This window comes from Limnohabitans sp. TS-CS-82, from assembly GCF_002943475.1.
In genome coordinates, this window is record NZ_PTQX01000006.1 from 159,440 (window position 1) to 174,050 (window position 14,611).

The following is a 14,611-nucleotide window of genomic DNA, read 5'->3' on the forward strand; positions in this document are numbered from 1 at the left end:
GCCGCATGCAGCAAATCGCGCTCGACATTGGCTTGGCTTCGGGCCCAAGTCTGACTAATTTTTTGGCTGGCCCCAATGTGGCGGCTTGGCAGCACATTCAGTTGTGGGTGGCCAGTGACATGCGTTCGCCTGTGCCTACATATCTGTGGGGTGAAGGCGGCTCTGGCAAAACCCATTTGTTGCGTGCGGCCCAAGCTGCGTTGCGCGATCAAGGGTGTGCGGTGGGTTGGATGGACGCGTCGGTGTCTGAACCCACGGCGTTTGATGACGCGTGGCGGGTGGTCATTTTGGACGATGTGCATCTTTACACCGCCGTGCAGCAGCACGCCGCGTTCAATTGGTTTGTCAACGCCATGACGCCGGACGATGGCCAGCAGCGCTGGGTCTTGTCGGCAGGGGATGTGCCGCCCAGCGCCTTGATGCTGCGCGAAGACTTGCGCACCCGTTTGGGCTGGGGCCATATTTTTCAATTGCAGGTTCTGAGCGAGCCCGAGCGTCGCGCGGTGCTGCGCCAACAGGCGGATGAGCGGGGCGTGTTTTTGAGCGATGAGGTGATGGACTTCATGCTCAAGCGTTTCAGCCGCGACCTCAGCAGCCTGATTCAATTACTCGATCAACTGGATGGCTACGCCTTGCAAACGCAACGCGCCATCACCATTCCGTTGCTCAAATCAATGCTGGAAAACATGTGATGAAACTCGCTTTATTTGATTTAGACCACACCTTGCTGCCAATTGACTCAGACCAATCGTGGGGCGAATTCACCGTGCGGCTGGGTTGGCATGCGCGCGACACGTTCAGTCAGCGAAATGATGAGTTCTACGCCCATTACCAAGCGGGTACTTTGGATATTCATGAATACGTGCGCTTTGCCGCCGAGGCGTTTTGCCAACGCAGCCCCGAAGTGGCGGCCGAGGCGCACGCGCAATTCATGCAAGAGGTGATTCAACCGGCCATTCGACCCGAAGCCTTGGCTTTGGTGCAGAAGCACCGCGATGCGGGCGAGCGCGTCATCATCATCACCGCGACCAACGAGTTTGTGACCCGCCCGATTGCCAAAGCCTTTGGCGTGGACGAGCTGATTGCGGTGGAGTTGGTGCGCGATGCCAAGGGCTGGTTCACCAACGAAATCAGCGGTGTGCCGACTTTGCGCGAAGGCAAAGTGCAACGTCTGCAACAATGGCTCACACGCGAAGGCTTGGACTGGACTGATGTGAACACCACGTTCTACAGCGATTCCCGCAACGATTTGCCCCTGTTGGAGCGCGTCAACCACCCCGTGGCGACCAATCCCGACAACACACTGCGCGCCGTGGCCTTAGAAAAAGGCTGGCCGATTTTGGAACTCTTCCCAAAACAATGATCAAACAATTCATCAACAAGCTGATGGGCAAATCGCCTGACAGCACCAAGCCCAATTTGGGCAAACGCCAAGTGGTGCCTGCCAAGGTGCATGGCATCAACGTCGACTGGGTCGACGAGCGTGCCCTCAACGTGGTTCGCACCCTGCAAGATCGCGGTTTTGAGGCCTACATCGTGGGCGGTGCGGTGCGCGATTTGCTGTTGGGCTTGAAGCCCAAAGACTTCGACGTGGCCACCAATGCCACACCCGAGCAGGTCAAAGCGGCTTTCCGTCGCGCTTTCATCATTGGCCGACGCTTTCGCATCGTGCACGTGGTGTATGGCCGCGGTCGCGAGCATGAGGTGATTGAGGTGTCCACCTTCCGTGCGCATTTGGACAACGCCGATGCCGAGCAAGTCAAAGGCAACGAGCGCAGCAGCAAGCAAGAGCTGGCCAACATGAAACACGCCGTCGACGCCAGCGGTCGTGTGCTGCGCGACAACGTGTGGGGTCCGCAAGACCAAGACGCGGCACGCCGTGACTTCACCATCAACGCCATGTACTACGACCCCGAAACGGGTAACGTGATCGACTACCACGGCGGCATTGCCGATGCGAAGAAAAAAGTCATCCGCATGATTGGCGACCCCGCTTTGCGCTACCGCGAAGACCCCGTGCGCATCATCCGTGCGGTGCGTTTTGCGGCCAAATTGGCGGCTTCGGGCTTCAAGCTAGAGGCCAAAACAGCTGCGCCGTTGAAACGCGCGGTCAAGTTGCTGGCCGATGTGCCGCAAAGCCGCTTGTTTGACGAAATGCTCAAGCTGTTGCAAACCGGCCATGCCCTTGCCAGCCTTGAACAGCTCAAGCTTCAAGGTTTGCACAAAGGCATTTACCCCTTGCTCGACATCGTGGTTGAGCGTGCGGATGACGCCTTCGTGAAAGCCGCTTTGAGCGATACCGATCGCCGTGTGGGCGAGGGCAAGCCTGTGGCGCCTAGCTTCTTGTTGGCGTGCGTGTTGTGGTCAGATGTGCGTGATATTTGGGCTCAGCGACGCGTCAAACAGCCGTCATTCCCTGCGCTGCAAGATGCGATTGACGAGGTGTTTGAGTCTCGGATTGGCGATGTGTCGGGCCGAGGCAAGTTGGGTGCGGACATGCGCGAAATTTGGACCATGCAGCCCCGCTTCGACAAACGCGTGGGCAGCGGTCCTTGGACCATGGTCGAGCAAGTGCGCTTCCGTGCTGGCTTTGACTTCATGCGCTTGCGTGCTGATGTGGGCGAGATCGATGTGGTCTTGGCCGACTGGTGGCAAGAGTTCAGCATGGCCGACGACGCCACGCGCGAAGACTTGTTGCAACAAGTCCGTTTGGAGCAGCAAAAAGCCCAGCGCACGCCGCGCGTGCACTCGGTGCGTCGTGCCGAAAAACCTGTGGTGGACCCGCGTTTCCGCGAGGTGGAGCCCGAAGGTGAGACCGAGGCTTCCGATGGGGCTGCTAAAAAGCGCCGTCGTCGTCGTCGCAAGCCTACGGGCGGCGGCGAGAGCGCGCCCAGCGCAGAGTAAGCGGTGACGATGGCGGCCTTGAGCGTGTCACCCGTGTTGGCATGTGTGGCACTTGGCGCCAACCTGGGCGATGCGAGAGCGGTGGTGCAGCAGGCCTTGGGCGATCTGACCCAGCTCGACGATACCCGCGTGGTACGCGCTTCGTCGCTGTACCGAACGGCACCTCACGAAGCTTCAGGGCCGGATTTCATCAACGCGGTGGCCTTGCTTGAGACCCAGCTGTCGCCGTTGGATTTGTTGCATGTCCTGCAGCAAATTGAGCAAGCGCATGGCCGCCAGCGGCCCTATAAAAATGCGCCGCGTACCTTGGACTTAGACCTCATTTTTCATGGCGACGCACAACTTGCCACGACAGAGTTGACCTTGCCGCACCCACGGTGGACAGAACGGGCCTTTGTGCTGGTGCCCTTGGCGCAGGTGTGTCCTGAACGCGTCACGGCCGATTTGTTGGCGGCCGTGAGCCATCAAACGATTGAGAAAATTCGCTGATCTTGCATTGCGTTGCCGGCCGGTGGACGACTGTCAGGCGCAGTCCATGTGATGTTTTCTCACTAAGCTAGCGTTTACACTTCGCCGTCATCGAATTGTCATAAATTTTCATCTCACAGGAGAACCCATGCTATTTGGGAAACTGCTGCCTACGGAAGGCAATTTTTTCGTCATGTTCAACCAGCACGCCGATCGCATCGTCGAAGCTGCACATGCTTTTTCAAATTTGGTCGCCAATTACAACGACCCCATCTTGCGCGATAAGTACAACCAAGATGTCGACAACGCAGAGCGTGCCGCGGACCGTGTCACCCACGATGTCAACCGTGCCATTCACAAGACCTTCATCACGCCGATTGATCGCGAGCAAATTCACTCGTTGATCAACACCATGGACGATGTGGCTGACTTGATCCAAGACTCTGCCGAAACCATGGCTCTGTATGACGTGCGTCACATGACCGAAGAAATCGTGCGTTTGACCGATTTGAGCGTCAAGTGCTGCGAGCGCTTGCGCGATGCGGTGTATTTGCTCGAAAAGATCTCGGACCAAGCCACCGCTGAAGCCGCGCTCAAGACCTGCGAAGAGATTGACAAATTGGAGTCAGACGCTGACCGTGTCATGCGCAGCGCCATGAGCAAACTGTTCCGTGAAGAGCCCGATGTGCGTGAGGTCATCAAACTCAAAGCGATCTATGAATTGTTGGAAACCATCACCGACAAGTGCGAAGACGTGGCCAATTTGATCGAGGGCGTGGTCCTCGAAAACTCTTGAGCTAGGCGGGTTACTCATGGAAACCGCACAAACCGCCTTTTGGGTGGTCGCTTTGTTGGTGGCGTTGGCTTTGCTGTTCGATTTCATGAACGGCTTTCACGATGCCGCGAACTCGATTGCTACCGTGGTCTCTACGGGGGTTCTCAAACCTGGTCAAGCCGTGTTGTTTGCCGCGTTTTTTAACTTCGTGGCCATCTTCATCTTCCACCTCAGTGTGGCGGCTACCGTGGGCAAGGGCATTGTTCAGCCTGGCATTGTGGACACCCATGTGGTGTTTGGTGCCTTGGTCGGGGCCGTGACGTGGAACATCATCACTTGGTATTACGGCATCCCTAGCAGCTCGTCTCACGCGCTGATTGGCGGTATTTCTGGGGCTGTGATTGCCAAGGCGGGCACCAGTGCTTTGGTGTCTGCAGGCATTTTGAAAACCGTGGCGTTCATTTTTGTGTCGCCTTTGTTGGGCTTCACACTTGGCTCGCTGATGATGGTTGCGGTCGCTTGGATATTCAGAAGCTTTCGCCCTTCGCGCGTGGACAAGTGGTTCCGTCGCTTGCAGTTGGTTTCTGCCGGCGCTTACAGCTTGGGTCATGGTGGTAACGACGCGCAGAAAACCATTGGCATCATTTGGATGTTGTTGGTCGCGACGGGCTATGTGTCGGCCACGGATACCTCGCCCCCCAGTTGGACGATCGTTTGCTGCTACATGGCCATTGGCCTAGGTACCCTGTTTGGCGGCTGGCGCATTGTGAAGACCATGGGCCAAAAGATCACCAAACTGAAACCAGTGGGCGGTTTTTGCGCTGAAACCGGTGGAGCGATGACCTTGTTCTTGGCCACCGCCTTGGGTATTCCTGTTTCTACGACGCACACCATCACCGGTGCCATCGTGGGTGTGGGCTCCACACAGCGCGCCAGCGCCGTGCGCTGGGGCGTGGCGGGCGGCATCGTGTGGGCGTGGATTTTGACAATTCCTGCCAGCGCTTTCGTGGCTGGCGTGGCCTACTGGGTCAGCATGGCCTTGTATTGATTTACTGGGAAATCTTTTGCGCTTCTTCGATTTGATATTCGAAGTAGCGTTGAAAGCTGAACACGATGCTTGACATCAGCACCGTGGCACCAATCAGCAGCGAACAAACGATAGCGCCGATGGTCAACCAACTGGTTTGACCAGCCGGCGCTTCTTCGTTGGCGCTTGGGTTGAACTTGCGGTTCCAGACTTCAGGCGTCATCAACGCGTACACGATGGCATTGAGCGCGCAAGCGGCGAACGTGAACCCCGCCAATGGGATGAGCCACCAACTGGCCATGTCGTCAAGACCGTACTGTTGTACGCGTTCGATGCCATAAAACCCGAGTGCGGTGGGGATGGGCAGCAGCCAGCCCAAGGTGTCCCAGATGCCAAAAAGATAGAAGCGATGCAGCCCCAAAGGGCCTCCTGCGAAGGCCAGCCAAGCGGCGACGGTTTTGTTTTTCATAAGTCGAGAGTGTAAGGCGCTATACTTATGGGCTTTTCAGCGTGTCGCAGGCCGGGTGGCCTTAGCGCGTGTCTCAAACGTTGAAAACACCACCCACCCGAAGGATTCATCATGGTCGTCATCCGACTTTCCCGCGGCGGCTCTAAAGCCCGTCCATTTTTCAACATTGTTGTGGCAGACAAGCGCGTCCGTCGCGATGGTCGCTTCATCGAGCGTATCGGTTTTTACAACCCAATCGCTCGCGGTGGCGAAGAGGGCTTGCGCATTGCGCAAGACCGTCTGACTCACTGGACTGGCGTTGGCGCTCAGTGCTCACCTACGGTTGAGCGTTTGATCAAGCAAGCTGCCAGAGCAGCCGCTTAATTTGACAGTCCCTGCACCTGCAATGATGCTTGGCCTTGAGTCTGCGGAACTTCCTGCGGACGCTATTGAGGTCGGTCGAATTGCAGACGCTTGGGGCGTCAAGGGCTGGTTCAAAGTCTTGCCCTACAGCGCTTCTCCGGAAGCGCTTTTTTCTTCTAAGCGCTGGTTTTTACAACCCGCGACGCAAGGTGCCAAGACATTTTCTGGCACGCTGCTTTTTAAAGTAGCTGAAGCCAAAGATCACTCAGGTTCTGTGGTTGCCCACGGACAAAATGTGACAGACCGCAACCAAGCGGAGCTTCTCAAAGGTGCGCGCATTTTTGTCGCACGATCTAGCTTCCCAACACCAGACGCTGACGAGTATTACTGGGTCGATTTGCTCGGCTTAGACGTCGTCAACCGCGAAGGTGAGGCAATGGGCCAAGTGCGCGAGTTGTTGCACACCGGTCCTCAAACTGTGTTGGTGCTGGAGTTCGTCGAAGACGACAAAACCCAAGAGCGCATGATTCCTTTTGTCAGCGCTTACATCGACAACGTCGATTTGGCTGGCCGCCGTATCACGGTGGACTGGCACACTGATTACTGACGCCAACGCTGAAAGACGCCTTGTGCGCTTTGACGTCATTACCCTTTTTCCTGAGCTGTTTGAGCCTTTTCTCAAAATTGGCGTGACCCGTCGCGCTTACGAATCGCAATTGGTGGACGTTCGTTTGTGGAACCCGCGTGACTTTGCTTTGGGCAATTACCGACGTGTGGATGACCGTCCTTTTGGCGGAGGCCCCGGCATGGTCATGATGGCGGAGCCTTTGGCGGCTTGTTTGGCTGCTATCCGCGCGGACCGTCAACAAGCCCGCGATGTGGCGCCCTTGGTTTTGTTTTCGCCCATTGGGCAAACTTTGCGTCATGCCACCGTGCAGCAGTGGTCTGACAGCCAAGGTGCGGTGCTGTTGTGCGGGCGTTACGAAGGCATTGATCAACGCTTCATTGAGGCGCATGTGGATGTCCAAATCAGCTTGGGCGACTTTGTCTTGTCAGGCGGCGAATTGGCGGCGATGGCTTTGTTAGATGCGGTTGCGCGTCTGCAACCTGGGGTCTTGAATGACGAAGGCAGCCACCAACTCGACAGTTTCAATCCGGCTTTGGATGGCTTGCTGGACTGCCCAAATTACACACGCCCCGAAGTGTGGGCGGAGCAGGGTGTTCCTCTTGAGTTGTTGTCCGGTCACCATGTCCAGATTGAACGCTGGCGCCGTGACCAGCGTTTGCTGTTGACCGCCCGTTTACGCCCAGAGCTTGTGGAGGCTGCGCGCGCAGCCCACAAACTGACGCCCCAAGACGAGCGAGTTTTGTTGACAAATAAAACGCTATAATTGTGGGCTTTTCGATCCTCTGATCGGCCGCTTCGGGCAATGCGACCTGAAGCCTTTTGTGTAGCGCGATCAAGATCTTTAGAGGAAACCATGAACCTGATCCAAACTCTCGAGGCAGAAGAAATTGCTCGCCTCGGCAAAACAATCCCCGAATTCGCACCTGGCGACACAGTCATTGTGAGCGTCAACGTGGTTGAAGGCACACGCAAGCGTGTCCAGGCCTACGAAGGTGTGGTGATTGCTAAGCGCAACCGTGGCCTCAACAGCGGCTTCATCGTGCGCAAGATCTCTAGCGGCGAAGGTGTGGAGCGTACGTTCCAAACTTACAGCCCTTTGATCGCTAGCATCGAAGTCAAGCGTCGTGGTGACGTGCGTCGTGCCAAGTTGTACTACTTGCGTGACCGTAGCGGCAAGTCGGCTCGTATCAAGGAAAAGCTGGTCAGCAAGTCTGCAGCAGCTTCCAAAGCCGCAGCAGCCGCAGCAGCTCAATAAGCAGGTTTTTAACTGCTTGCGATTTGCTTGCCAAGAAGCCGCCTCAAGTGAGAACTTGTGGCGGCTTTTTTCATGAGCCAACTTCCTCTCTTTGACCCTCAAAAAATCGCGGTGACGCGGGTGGACCACCATCTGGCACCTGTGCCTAGGCACGCCTTCACGGCGCAGGCTCTGCAAGCGCGTTTTGCCCATCCCCCCGTTTGGCAACCCGAGTTGGTGCGTGAGCGCAAGTTCTTAGATCGAGCCCCCGCCCAAGCCGCCGTTTTGTTGGCTTTGGTGATGCGTGATGAGCCCACCGTGCTGCTGACGCAGCGCACGGCGCACATGTCCACCCACTCAGGCCAAATTGCATTTGCAGGCGGGAAGTGCGATCCAGAAGATCAAGATGCGACAGCCACTGCCTTGCGTGAGGCGCAAGAGGAAGTGGGACTGGATGCGCGCCATATTCAAGTCTTGGGTACGTTGCCGGAGTACATGACCGGCTCCGCATTCCTTGTCACACCCGTCGTGGCTTTGGTGTCGCCAGACATGCACTTGCAGTCCAATCCCGACGAAGTGGCTGACACGTTTGAAGTGCCCTTGGCTTTTTTGATGAATCCGGCCCACCACCGCTGGCACACGTTTGAGCATGACGGGGTGCGACGCGAATGGTTGTCCATGCCTTACCAAGATGGCCCCCATTTGCGCTTTATTTGGGGTGCAACTGCAGGCATGTTGCGTAACTTTTACCGATTCATGTCGGCTTAAACCCAAAGCAGCACGGGTCAGCCGCTATCATCAAGCCATGAGTTTCTTGGCCCTGCTCTTCGCTTTATTGATTGAACAAGCCCGTCCGTTGGTGCACAACAGCTGGGTGCACCGCAGTTGTCGCGCGTGGGTAGTGTGGCTGAGTCAAACCCTCGATGCAGGCCATGCCCGTTTGGCGTGGACCACTTGGGCACTGGCGGTTGGCGTGCCCACGTTGATGGCCTTGTTGGTCCATGCGGTGCTGATGTTTGTCTTTGGTTGGCCTGTGGCTGTCATTTGGAGCATTGGTGTTTTGTATGCCTCGCTCGGTTTTCGGCAATTCAGCCACCACTTCACCGACATTCGCGACGCCTTGGATGCGGGCGACGAGCGCCTCGCCCGAGAGTTGTTAGCCGATTGGCAGCACGTGTCGGTCGGTAGCCTGCCTCGCAGTGAATTGCTCAGACATGTGATTGAACATTCCGCGCTGTCTGCGCACCGCCATGTGTTTGGCGTTTTGGCTTGGTTTTCTGTGTTGGCAGCCATTGGTTTCGGGCCTGCTGGCGCAGTTTTCTATCGCATGAGCGAATTGGTGTCGCGCCATTGGCGCAATGTGGACAAACAAAAAAAGGGTTGGATCAGCGACACGTTGCAAGAAGCGGGTGACACCGCTTGGCATGCCGTGGACTGGTTTCCTGCGCGTTTGACAGCGCTTGCTTTTGCCGTGGTGGGCAATTTCGAAGAGGCCATTGACTGCTGGCGCAACCATGCCCAGCGTTTTCCTGACGACAACGATGGTGTGGTGTTATCGGCCATATCAGGTGCGTTGAATGTGCGTCTGGGTGGTGAGGCTTTGCGGCCAGATGCGGCCACCCGCTTGGGTGAAGCCGTGGATGCTGACGCATTTGACAGTGAAAGCACGCCAGGCCGTCAGCCAGAAATGGCGCATTTGGCCAGTTTGGTCGGCCTCGTCTGGCGCAGCGTGGTGCTCTGGATGGTGTTGCTGGCGTTGCTCACGATGGCCCGTTTGTTGGGCTGATCGCCTTAGTAGTGCGCGGGTTGCGTCAATTCTGCAAATAACAAGCCGTAGAGTTTGTAACGCGATGCGGTGATCTCGCCAGCCGTCACAGCGGCTTGCACCCCGCAGCCAGGCTCGTGCAAATGCGAGCAGTTGTAGAACTTGCAGTGCGCCACATGCGGCTTGAAGTCTGGCATGTAAGCGGCCAGCTGCATGGCATCGATGTGATGCATGCCAAATTCTTGAAATCCAGGCGAGTCAATCAAACCCGTCGTTCGCGCTGCATCGACCCAATGCCAAGTGGTAGAAGTCGTGGTGTGCCGCCCCGAGTTCAAGGCGTGCGAGATTTCACCTGTTGCCACATTGGCATCGGGGATCAGTTGGTTGATCAACGTACTTTTGCCCGTGCCCGAGGGGCCAAGAACCAAGGTGGTCTTGTGGGCGAGGCGTTCAGACAAATCACCCAAATCACCGTCTTTGAGGCCCAACGACAGCACCGTGTAGCCCATGCGCGCGTAGGGTTCAAGTCTCGCTAGAGCGCGATCAAAGGGAATTTTTAAGTCACGCTTGTTGAGCGCAATCAAGGGGGTGATGTGTTCAGCTTCTGCTGCGATCAAGGCGCGGGTGAGCTGCATTTCAGAGAACTCAGGCTCCGCTGCAATCAAGATCAAAATTTGATCCAAGTTGGCGGCAAAAGACTTGGTGCGAATTTCGTCTTGTCGGTAAAACAAGTTGCTGCGGGGTTCGACTTTTTCAATCGTGCCTTCGTCTGTGCTGGCCAACCATTGCACGCGATCGCCCACCACCACCTGACTTTTCTTGCCGCGCGGATGGCAAATGCGACGCTCGCCATCGGGCGTCTCCACCACGCAGTGACGCCCGTGACTCGCGACCACCAAACCTGTTTGTTTCATGCTGTGAACCGTGCCAAGCGCTGTGCGGCAGGCGGGTGAGAGTAGTAGAACGCCACAAACCAAGGATCTGGCGTGAGCGTGGATGCGTTGTCTTGGTAGAGCTTGAGCAGGGCACTGCTCAGGGCGCTGGCTTGGCTGTTGGCGACGGCGTAAGCATCTGCCTGAAATTCAAATTGACGTGATCGCCACGCCGACAAAGGTGAGATGAAGAAGGTCAGCAATGGCAGCGTGAGCATGAACAGCAGCAAGGCTAGGGCGCTGTTTCCGCCGGTCAAATTGGGCGTGACGCTCAAGCCGGTGTAAAACCAAATTTGTTGCGAGAGCCAGCCCAGCAATGCCAAACCTGCGAGGCTCATGGCAAAGCTAGTGGCCATCATTTTCAAAATGTGGCGGTGTTTGAAATGCCCCAGTTCATGGGCGAGCACGGCTTCCATTTCGTCGCCATTGAGCTGTGCCAACAAGGTGTCAAAGAAGACCACGCGTTTGGATGCGCCAAAGCCCGTGAAAAAGGCATTGGAGTGGGCCGATCGGCGGCTGCCATCCATCACGAAAAACCCTTTGGCTTTGAAGCCTGCGCGGTTCATCAGCGCTGTCACGCGCGCTTTCAATGTGTCGTCTTCGAGCGGCGTGAATTTGTTGAACAGCGGCATGATGAAGTTAGGCGCAATCCACATCACCAACAATTGGTAGGCGACCAGCGCGGCCCATGCATACAACCACCACAGAGGACCACCAGCATCCATCAACCAAAGGACCAGCCACAAGATAGGCAGGCCTAAGACCGAACCCACCAGCAAGCCCTTGAGCATGTCGCTGAGCCACAGGTGCACCGTGGTGTGGTTAAAGCCGAAGCGTTGTTCGACGCCAAAGGTTTGGTAGAGCGACAAAGGTAAGCCAATCAACCCGCTGATGAGGGCAAAGCACACGACCAAGGTCACTTGTTGAGCCATGCCTATGCCCATGAAGTTCAGGGTGATTTGGTTCAATAAATCAAGTCCGCCCAGAAGTGTCCAGCCCAATAGCATGGCGGCATCCAATGCGATATCCAGCATGGCCACGCGTGATTTAGCGAGGGTGTAGTCGGCAGCTTTTTGATGTGCTTGCAGACTGATGGTGTGCGCAAATGTTTCGGGCACGTTGCTGCGGTGCTGGGCCACGTGGCGCACTTGGCGGCCACTGAGCCAGAGTTTGGTGAGCAAGTTGGCCACTAGCAAAAGAGCCAGCGACACGGTGATCGCAAAAGAGGGGTTCATCATGACGGGTGAGTTTAGATGAAGCGCCGCAAGTGATGGGCGACAATCCTGTGCATGTCTGAATCTCTGAACCTCCCTGTTGTCCCCAAACTTGCCAAGTCCGATATGAACTTGGTGTGGCTCGATTGCGAAATGTCTGGCCTTGAGCCCGAGCGTGAGCGCTTGCTCGAAATCGCTGTGATCGTGACGTGTCCCAATCTCGTGACCCGCATTGAAGGGCCGGTCTTTGTCATTCACCAAAGTGATGAAGTCCTCAACAAGATGGATGCTTGGAACAAAGGGACGCATGGCAAAAGTGGGTTGATCGACAAAGTCAAAGCCTCCACCGTGACCGAAGAACAAGCACAAGAGCAGCTGATTGCATTCTTAAAGCCTTACGTGTCCAAAGGCGTGTCACCCATGTGTGGCAACACCATTGGGCAAGATCGTCGGTTTTTGAACAAGTACATGCCGAAGTTAGAAGCGTGGTTCCATTACCGCAATGTCGATGTGAGCACGCTCAAAGAATTGGCTCGCCGCTGGAAGCCTGAGGTGCAAAAAGCCTTTAAGAAGGCGCAAAAACACACAGCGTTGGCCGATGTTCACGAGTCCATTGACGAAATGTTGTACTACCGCGAGCACTTCCTGAAGCTCGATTAACCTTCGGATTCAATGGTGGTTAGGTAGAAACCCGAATTTGTGCCATAATCTATGGCTTCGCTACACAGAGTGGCGAATTTGTACATCTACCTTCATTCACCGGACTCGCCAAATGAGTCCCAAGCACTGAAAAAACCCTAGACGGGTCAGAGCAGGTTCCGTTTGATGGTTGATGTTTTTTAACCTAGAACGGAGCAGCCGCACAACCTGCGGCGCTCACGTGCGAGAAAAAATCATGACTGACACTTTAAATGTGACAGGCGAATTTGCGCCTGCCGAAACTATTTCTATTTCCGCTCCAGAAGCCATCTCTTCTGAAACTATTTCTACAGAAGCCGTTCACGCTGACGCTGAAGCCGTTGTTGAGCAACCCGAAGCCCCCAACGGTTTCGTTTTGTTGGGCTTGGCACCTCAGTTGGTGCAAGCGGTGAAAGACTTGGGTTACACCCAGCCCACCACGGTTCAACAAAAAACCATTCCATTGGCTTTGCCAAACGACAACGCCGATGCCAAAGCGGGTTTCATCGACTTGATGGTGTCTAGCCAAACAGGTAGCGGCAAAACAGCGGCATTCTTGTTGCCTGTGTTGCACACCTTGTTGAAGCAACAAGCCGAAGCCGAAGCCCAAGAGCGCGCTGAGTTTGAAGCTGCAGTGGCCGAGGCCGAAGCCAAAGGCGAGCCAGCGCCTAAGCGCCCCAAGCGCAAAGACCCGACCAACACACGCAACTTCAAGGCCCCCACACCTGGTGCCTTGATCGTTTGCCCAACCCGTGAATTGGCCCAGCAGGTCGCTCATGACGCCATCGATTTGGTGCAGCATTGCCGTGGCCTGCGCGTTGCCAACGTGGTGGGTGGTATGCCTTACCAGTTGCAAATTGCCAAACTGCAAAACGCCGATTTGGTCGTTGCCACACCAGGCCGTTTGTTGGACTTGCAGCGCTCTATGCAAATCAAGCTGGACCAAGTTCAGTTCTTGGTGGTGGACGAAGCCGACCGCATGTTGGACCTCGGTTTCTCGGATGACTTGGCTGAAATCAACCAACTCACCATTGACCGCAAGCAAACCATGATGTTCAGCGCCACGTTTGCGCCACGCATTCAGCAGTTGGCGACACGCGTCATGCGTCAACCCCAACGCGTGCAAATCGACTCGCCACAAGAGAAGCACAGCAACATTCGCCAAATCTTGCATTGGGCGGACAACGCGCAACACAAGCGTCGTCTGTTGGATCACCTCTTGCGCGACACCACGATCAACCAAGCCATCATCTTTGCCAGCACTCAAATCGAGTGCGACGGCTTGGCCAATGACTTGCAACAAGAAGGCTTCTCGGCTGTGGCATTGCACGGTGCGTTGAGCCAAGGCTTGCGTAACCGTCGCTTGATGGCTTTGCGCCAAGGTCAAGTGCAGTTCTTGGTGGCAACCGATGTGGCCGCTCGCGGTATTGACGTGCCCACCATCACACACGTGTTCAACTTCGGCTTGCCCATGAAGTCTGAGGACTACACCCACCGCATTGGCCGTACCGGTCGTGCTGGCCGTGATGGCTTGGCCGTGACTCTGGCCGAGTTCCGTGACAAGCGCAAAATTTACGACATCGAAGCCTACACACGCCAGCAGTTCACTGCTGAAGTGATTCCAGGCATGGAGCCTACCCAACGCGTTGAACAACGCGGTGGCCGTGATTTCGATCGCAAAGGTGGCGGTGGCAAATTTGGTGGTGGTGGCCGTGGCAACAGCTTCGGTGGCGGCGGCAAATTTGGCGGTGGCGGTGGTGGTCGTTTTGAAGGTCAAGGTCGTTTCGAAGGCCGTTCAGAAGGTCGCTTTGAAGGCCGCTCTGAGCCACGTTTCGACGATCGCAAAGGTCAGTCATTCGAGCCACGTCAAAACAACTTTGACGCCCGTCAAGGTGGCCCTCGTGGCAACTTTGGCGAAGGTGCGCCGCGTGGCAATTTCGGTGGTGGCCAAAACTTTGGTCAACCATCGGGCCCCCGCAACTTTGACGACCGTGCCCCCGCGCGTGGCCCTCGCGCTCCGTTTGAGGCAGGCCGTACGCCTTTTGACAAGGCACCACGTCCAGCTGGCAAGTCTTTTGGTGGCTTTGACGCCAAGAAACGCGCGCCTAAACCACGCACACCGCGTTAATTTTCAGCTCGGCTGAACCAGACGTTCGGCCAACTCGTTGCACAATT

General features: G+C 56.1%; 17 protein-coding genes. 14 read left to right on the forward strand and 3 right to left on the reverse strand.

The features are described from left to right. Positions 1 to 5: 5 nt before the first annotated feature. From hda to C5F52_RS13855, 6 genes are all read left to right on the forward strand, one after another. Positions 6 to 692, forward strand: a complete 687-nt coding sequence (hda, locus tag C5F52_RS13830) for a DnaA regulatory inactivator Hda (RefSeq protein ID WP_104798937.1) — start codon at positions 6 to 8, stop codon at positions 690 to 692. Further along, the gene (locus tag C5F52_RS13835; protein WP_104798938.1) at positions 692 to 1,363 is read left to right on the forward strand and encodes an HAD family phosphatase; all 672 of its coding nucleotides are present in this window, start codon (positions 692 to 694) and stop codon (positions 1,361 to 1,363) included. The genes hda and C5F52_RS13835 overlap by 1 nt, the downstream gene beginning before the upstream one ends. Beyond that, positions 1,360 to 2,904, forward strand: a complete 1,545-nt coding sequence (gene pcnB / locus C5F52_RS13840; RefSeq protein WP_104798939.1) for a polynucleotide adenylyltransferase PcnB — start codon at positions 1,360 to 1,362, stop codon at positions 2,902 to 2,904. The genes C5F52_RS13835 and pcnB overlap by 4 nt, the downstream gene beginning before the upstream one ends. A 9-nt stretch (positions 2,905 to 2,913) precedes the next feature. Then, positions 2,914 to 3,393, forward strand: a complete 480-nt coding sequence (gene folK, locus C5F52_RS13845; protein ID WP_104798940.1) for a 2-amino-4-hydroxy-6-hydroxymethyldihydropteridine diphosphokinase — start codon at positions 2,914 to 2,916, stop codon at positions 3,391 to 3,393. 127 nt (positions 3,394 to 3,520) lie between these two features. Then, entirely contained in the window at positions 3,521 to 4,168 is a 648-nt protein-coding gene (locus C5F52_RS13850; protein WP_104798941.1) for a DUF47 domain-containing protein, read from the forward strand. Between the two features lie 16 nt (positions 4,169 to 4,184). After that, positions 4,185 to 5,195 carry an inorganic phosphate transporter gene (locus tag C5F52_RS13855; RefSeq protein WP_104798942.1) on the forward strand — a complete coding sequence of 337 codons (1,011 nt, stop codon included), beginning with the start codon at positions 4,185 to 4,187 and terminating at the stop codon, positions 5,193 to 5,195. Position 5,196: 1 nt separating this feature from the next. Here the strand turns inward: C5F52_RS13855 and C5F52_RS13860 are convergent, their stop codons facing one another. After that, positions 5,197 to 5,643, reverse strand: a complete 447-nt coding sequence (locus tag C5F52_RS13860; RefSeq protein WP_104798943.1) for a hypothetical protein — start codon at positions 5,641 to 5,643, stop codon at positions 5,197 to 5,199. 111 nt (positions 5,644 to 5,754) lie between these two features. Here C5F52_RS13860 and rpsP point away from each other — a divergent pair, with 111 nt between their 5' ends. From rpsP to C5F52_RS13890, 6 genes are all read left to right on the forward strand, one after another. Continuing rightward, positions 5,755 to 6,006 carry a 30S ribosomal protein S16 gene (rpsP, locus tag C5F52_RS13865; protein WP_104798944.1) on the forward strand — a complete coding sequence of 84 codons (252 nt, stop codon included), beginning with the start codon at positions 5,755 to 5,757 and terminating at the stop codon, positions 6,004 to 6,006. A gap of 22 nt (positions 6,007 to 6,028) precedes the next feature. After that, positions 6,029 to 6,592, forward strand: coding sequence for a ribosome maturation factor RimM (gene rimM, locus C5F52_RS13870; RefSeq protein WP_104798945.1), 564 nt, complete (start codon positions 6,029 to 6,031; stop codon positions 6,590 to 6,592). 22 nt (positions 6,593 to 6,614) lie between these two features. Continuing rightward, the gene (gene trmD, locus C5F52_RS13875; RefSeq protein WP_104798946.1) at positions 6,615 to 7,376 is read left to right on the forward strand and encodes a tRNA (guanosine(37)-N1)-methyltransferase TrmD; all 762 of its coding nucleotides are present in this window, start codon (positions 6,615 to 6,617) and stop codon (positions 7,374 to 7,376) included. Between the two features lie 90 nt (positions 7,377 to 7,466). Beyond that, positions 7,467 to 7,868: a 50S ribosomal protein L19 gene (rplS, locus tag C5F52_RS13880; protein WP_104798947.1), complete on the forward strand. Its 402-nt coding sequence runs from the start codon at positions 7,467 to 7,469 to the stop codon at positions 7,866 to 7,868. Between the two features lie 72 nt (positions 7,869 to 7,940). Continuing rightward, positions 7,941 to 8,615, forward strand: coding sequence for a CoA pyrophosphatase (locus C5F52_RS13885; protein ID WP_104799076.1), 675 nt, complete (start codon positions 7,941 to 7,943; stop codon positions 8,613 to 8,615). 37 nt (positions 8,616 to 8,652) lie between these two features. After that, entirely contained in the window at positions 8,653 to 9,633 is a 981-nt protein-coding gene (locus tag C5F52_RS13890) for a CobD/CbiB family protein (protein ID WP_104798948.1), read from the forward strand. A gap of 5 nt (positions 9,634 to 9,638) precedes the next feature. Here C5F52_RS13890 and rsgA read toward each other — a convergent pair whose 3' ends face one another. Beyond that, complete coding sequence (rsgA, locus tag C5F52_RS13895; RefSeq protein WP_104798949.1) at positions 9,639 to 10,526, reverse strand: ribosome small subunit-dependent GTPase A; 888 nt, start codon at positions 10,524 to 10,526, stop codon at positions 9,639 to 9,641. Next, entirely contained in the window at positions 10,523 to 11,779 is a 1,257-nt protein-coding gene (locus C5F52_RS13900; RefSeq protein WP_104799077.1) for a M48 family metallopeptidase, read from the reverse strand. The genes rsgA and C5F52_RS13900 overlap by 4 nt, the downstream gene beginning before the upstream one ends. 54 nt (positions 11,780 to 11,833) lie before the next feature. On the opposite strand from C5F52_RS13900, the gene orn reads away from it, so the two are divergent. Next, complete coding sequence (gene orn / locus C5F52_RS13905) at positions 11,834 to 12,418, forward strand: oligoribonuclease (protein ID WP_104798950.1); 585 nt, start codon at positions 11,834 to 11,836, stop codon at positions 12,416 to 12,418. Between the two features lie 235 nt (positions 12,419 to 12,653). Further along, positions 12,654 to 14,564: a DEAD/DEAH box helicase gene (locus C5F52_RS13910; protein ID WP_104799078.1), complete on the forward strand. Its 1,911-nt coding sequence runs from the start codon at positions 12,654 to 12,656 to the stop codon at positions 14,562 to 14,564. Positions 14,565 to 14,611 lie beyond the last annotated feature (47 nt).

What these genes read in the sequence shown, in the direction of transcription:
- hda (WP_104798937.1), top strand. Translation starts at nt 6, where the DNA reads ATGCAGCAAATCGCGCTCGACATTGGCTTGGCTTCGGGCCCAAGTCTG.
- C5F52_RS13835 (WP_104798938.1), top strand. Translation starts at nt 692, where the DNA reads ATGAAACTCGCTTTATTTGATTTAGACCACACCTTGCTGCCAATTGAC.
- pcnB (WP_104798939.1), top strand. Translation starts at nt 1,360, where the DNA reads ATGATCAAACAATTCATCAACAAGCTGATGGGCAAATCGCCTGACAGC.
- folK (WP_104798940.1), top strand. Translation starts at nt 2,914, where the DNA reads ATGGCGGCCTTGAGCGTGTCACCCGTGTTGGCATGTGTGGCACTTGGC.
- C5F52_RS13850 (WP_104798941.1), top strand. Translation starts at nt 3,521, where the DNA reads ATGCTATTTGGGAAACTGCTGCCTACGGAAGGCAATTTTTTCGTCATG.
- C5F52_RS13855 (WP_104798942.1), top strand. Translation starts at nt 4,185, where the DNA reads ATGGAAACCGCACAAACCGCCTTTTGGGTGGTCGCTTTGTTGGTGGCG.
- C5F52_RS13860 (WP_104798943.1), bottom strand. Translation starts at nt 5,643, where the DNA reads ATGAAAAACAAAACCGTCGCCGCTTGGCTGGCCTTCGCAGGAGGCCCT.
- rpsP (WP_104798944.1), top strand. Translation starts at nt 5,755, where the DNA reads ATGGTCGTCATCCGACTTTCCCGCGGCGGCTCTAAAGCCCGTCCATTT.
- rimM (WP_104798945.1), top strand. Translation starts at nt 6,029, where the DNA reads ATGATGCTTGGCCTTGAGTCTGCGGAACTTCCTGCGGACGCTATTGAG.
- rplS (WP_104798947.1), top strand. Translation starts at nt 7,467, where the DNA reads ATGAACCTGATCCAAACTCTCGAGGCAGAAGAAATTGCTCGCCTCGGC.
- C5F52_RS13885 (WP_104799076.1), top strand. Translation starts at nt 7,941, where the DNA reads ATGAGCCAACTTCCTCTCTTTGACCCTCAAAAAATCGCGGTGACGCGG.
- C5F52_RS13890 (WP_104798948.1), top strand. Translation starts at nt 8,653, where the DNA reads ATGAGTTTCTTGGCCCTGCTCTTCGCTTTATTGATTGAACAAGCCCGT.
- rsgA (WP_104798949.1), bottom strand. Translation starts at nt 10,526, where the DNA reads ATGAAACAAACAGGTTTGGTGGTCGCGAGTCACGGGCGTCACTGCGTG.
- C5F52_RS13900 (WP_104799077.1), bottom strand. Translation starts at nt 11,779, where the DNA reads ATGAACCCCTCTTTTGCGATCACCGTGTCGCTGGCTCTTTTGCTAGTG.
- orn (WP_104798950.1), top strand. Translation starts at nt 11,834, where the DNA reads ATGTCTGAATCTCTGAACCTCCCTGTTGTCCCCAAACTTGCCAAGTCC.
- C5F52_RS13910 (WP_104799078.1), top strand. Translation starts at nt 12,654, where the DNA reads ATGACTGACACTTTAAATGTGACAGGCGAATTTGCGCCTGCCGAAACT.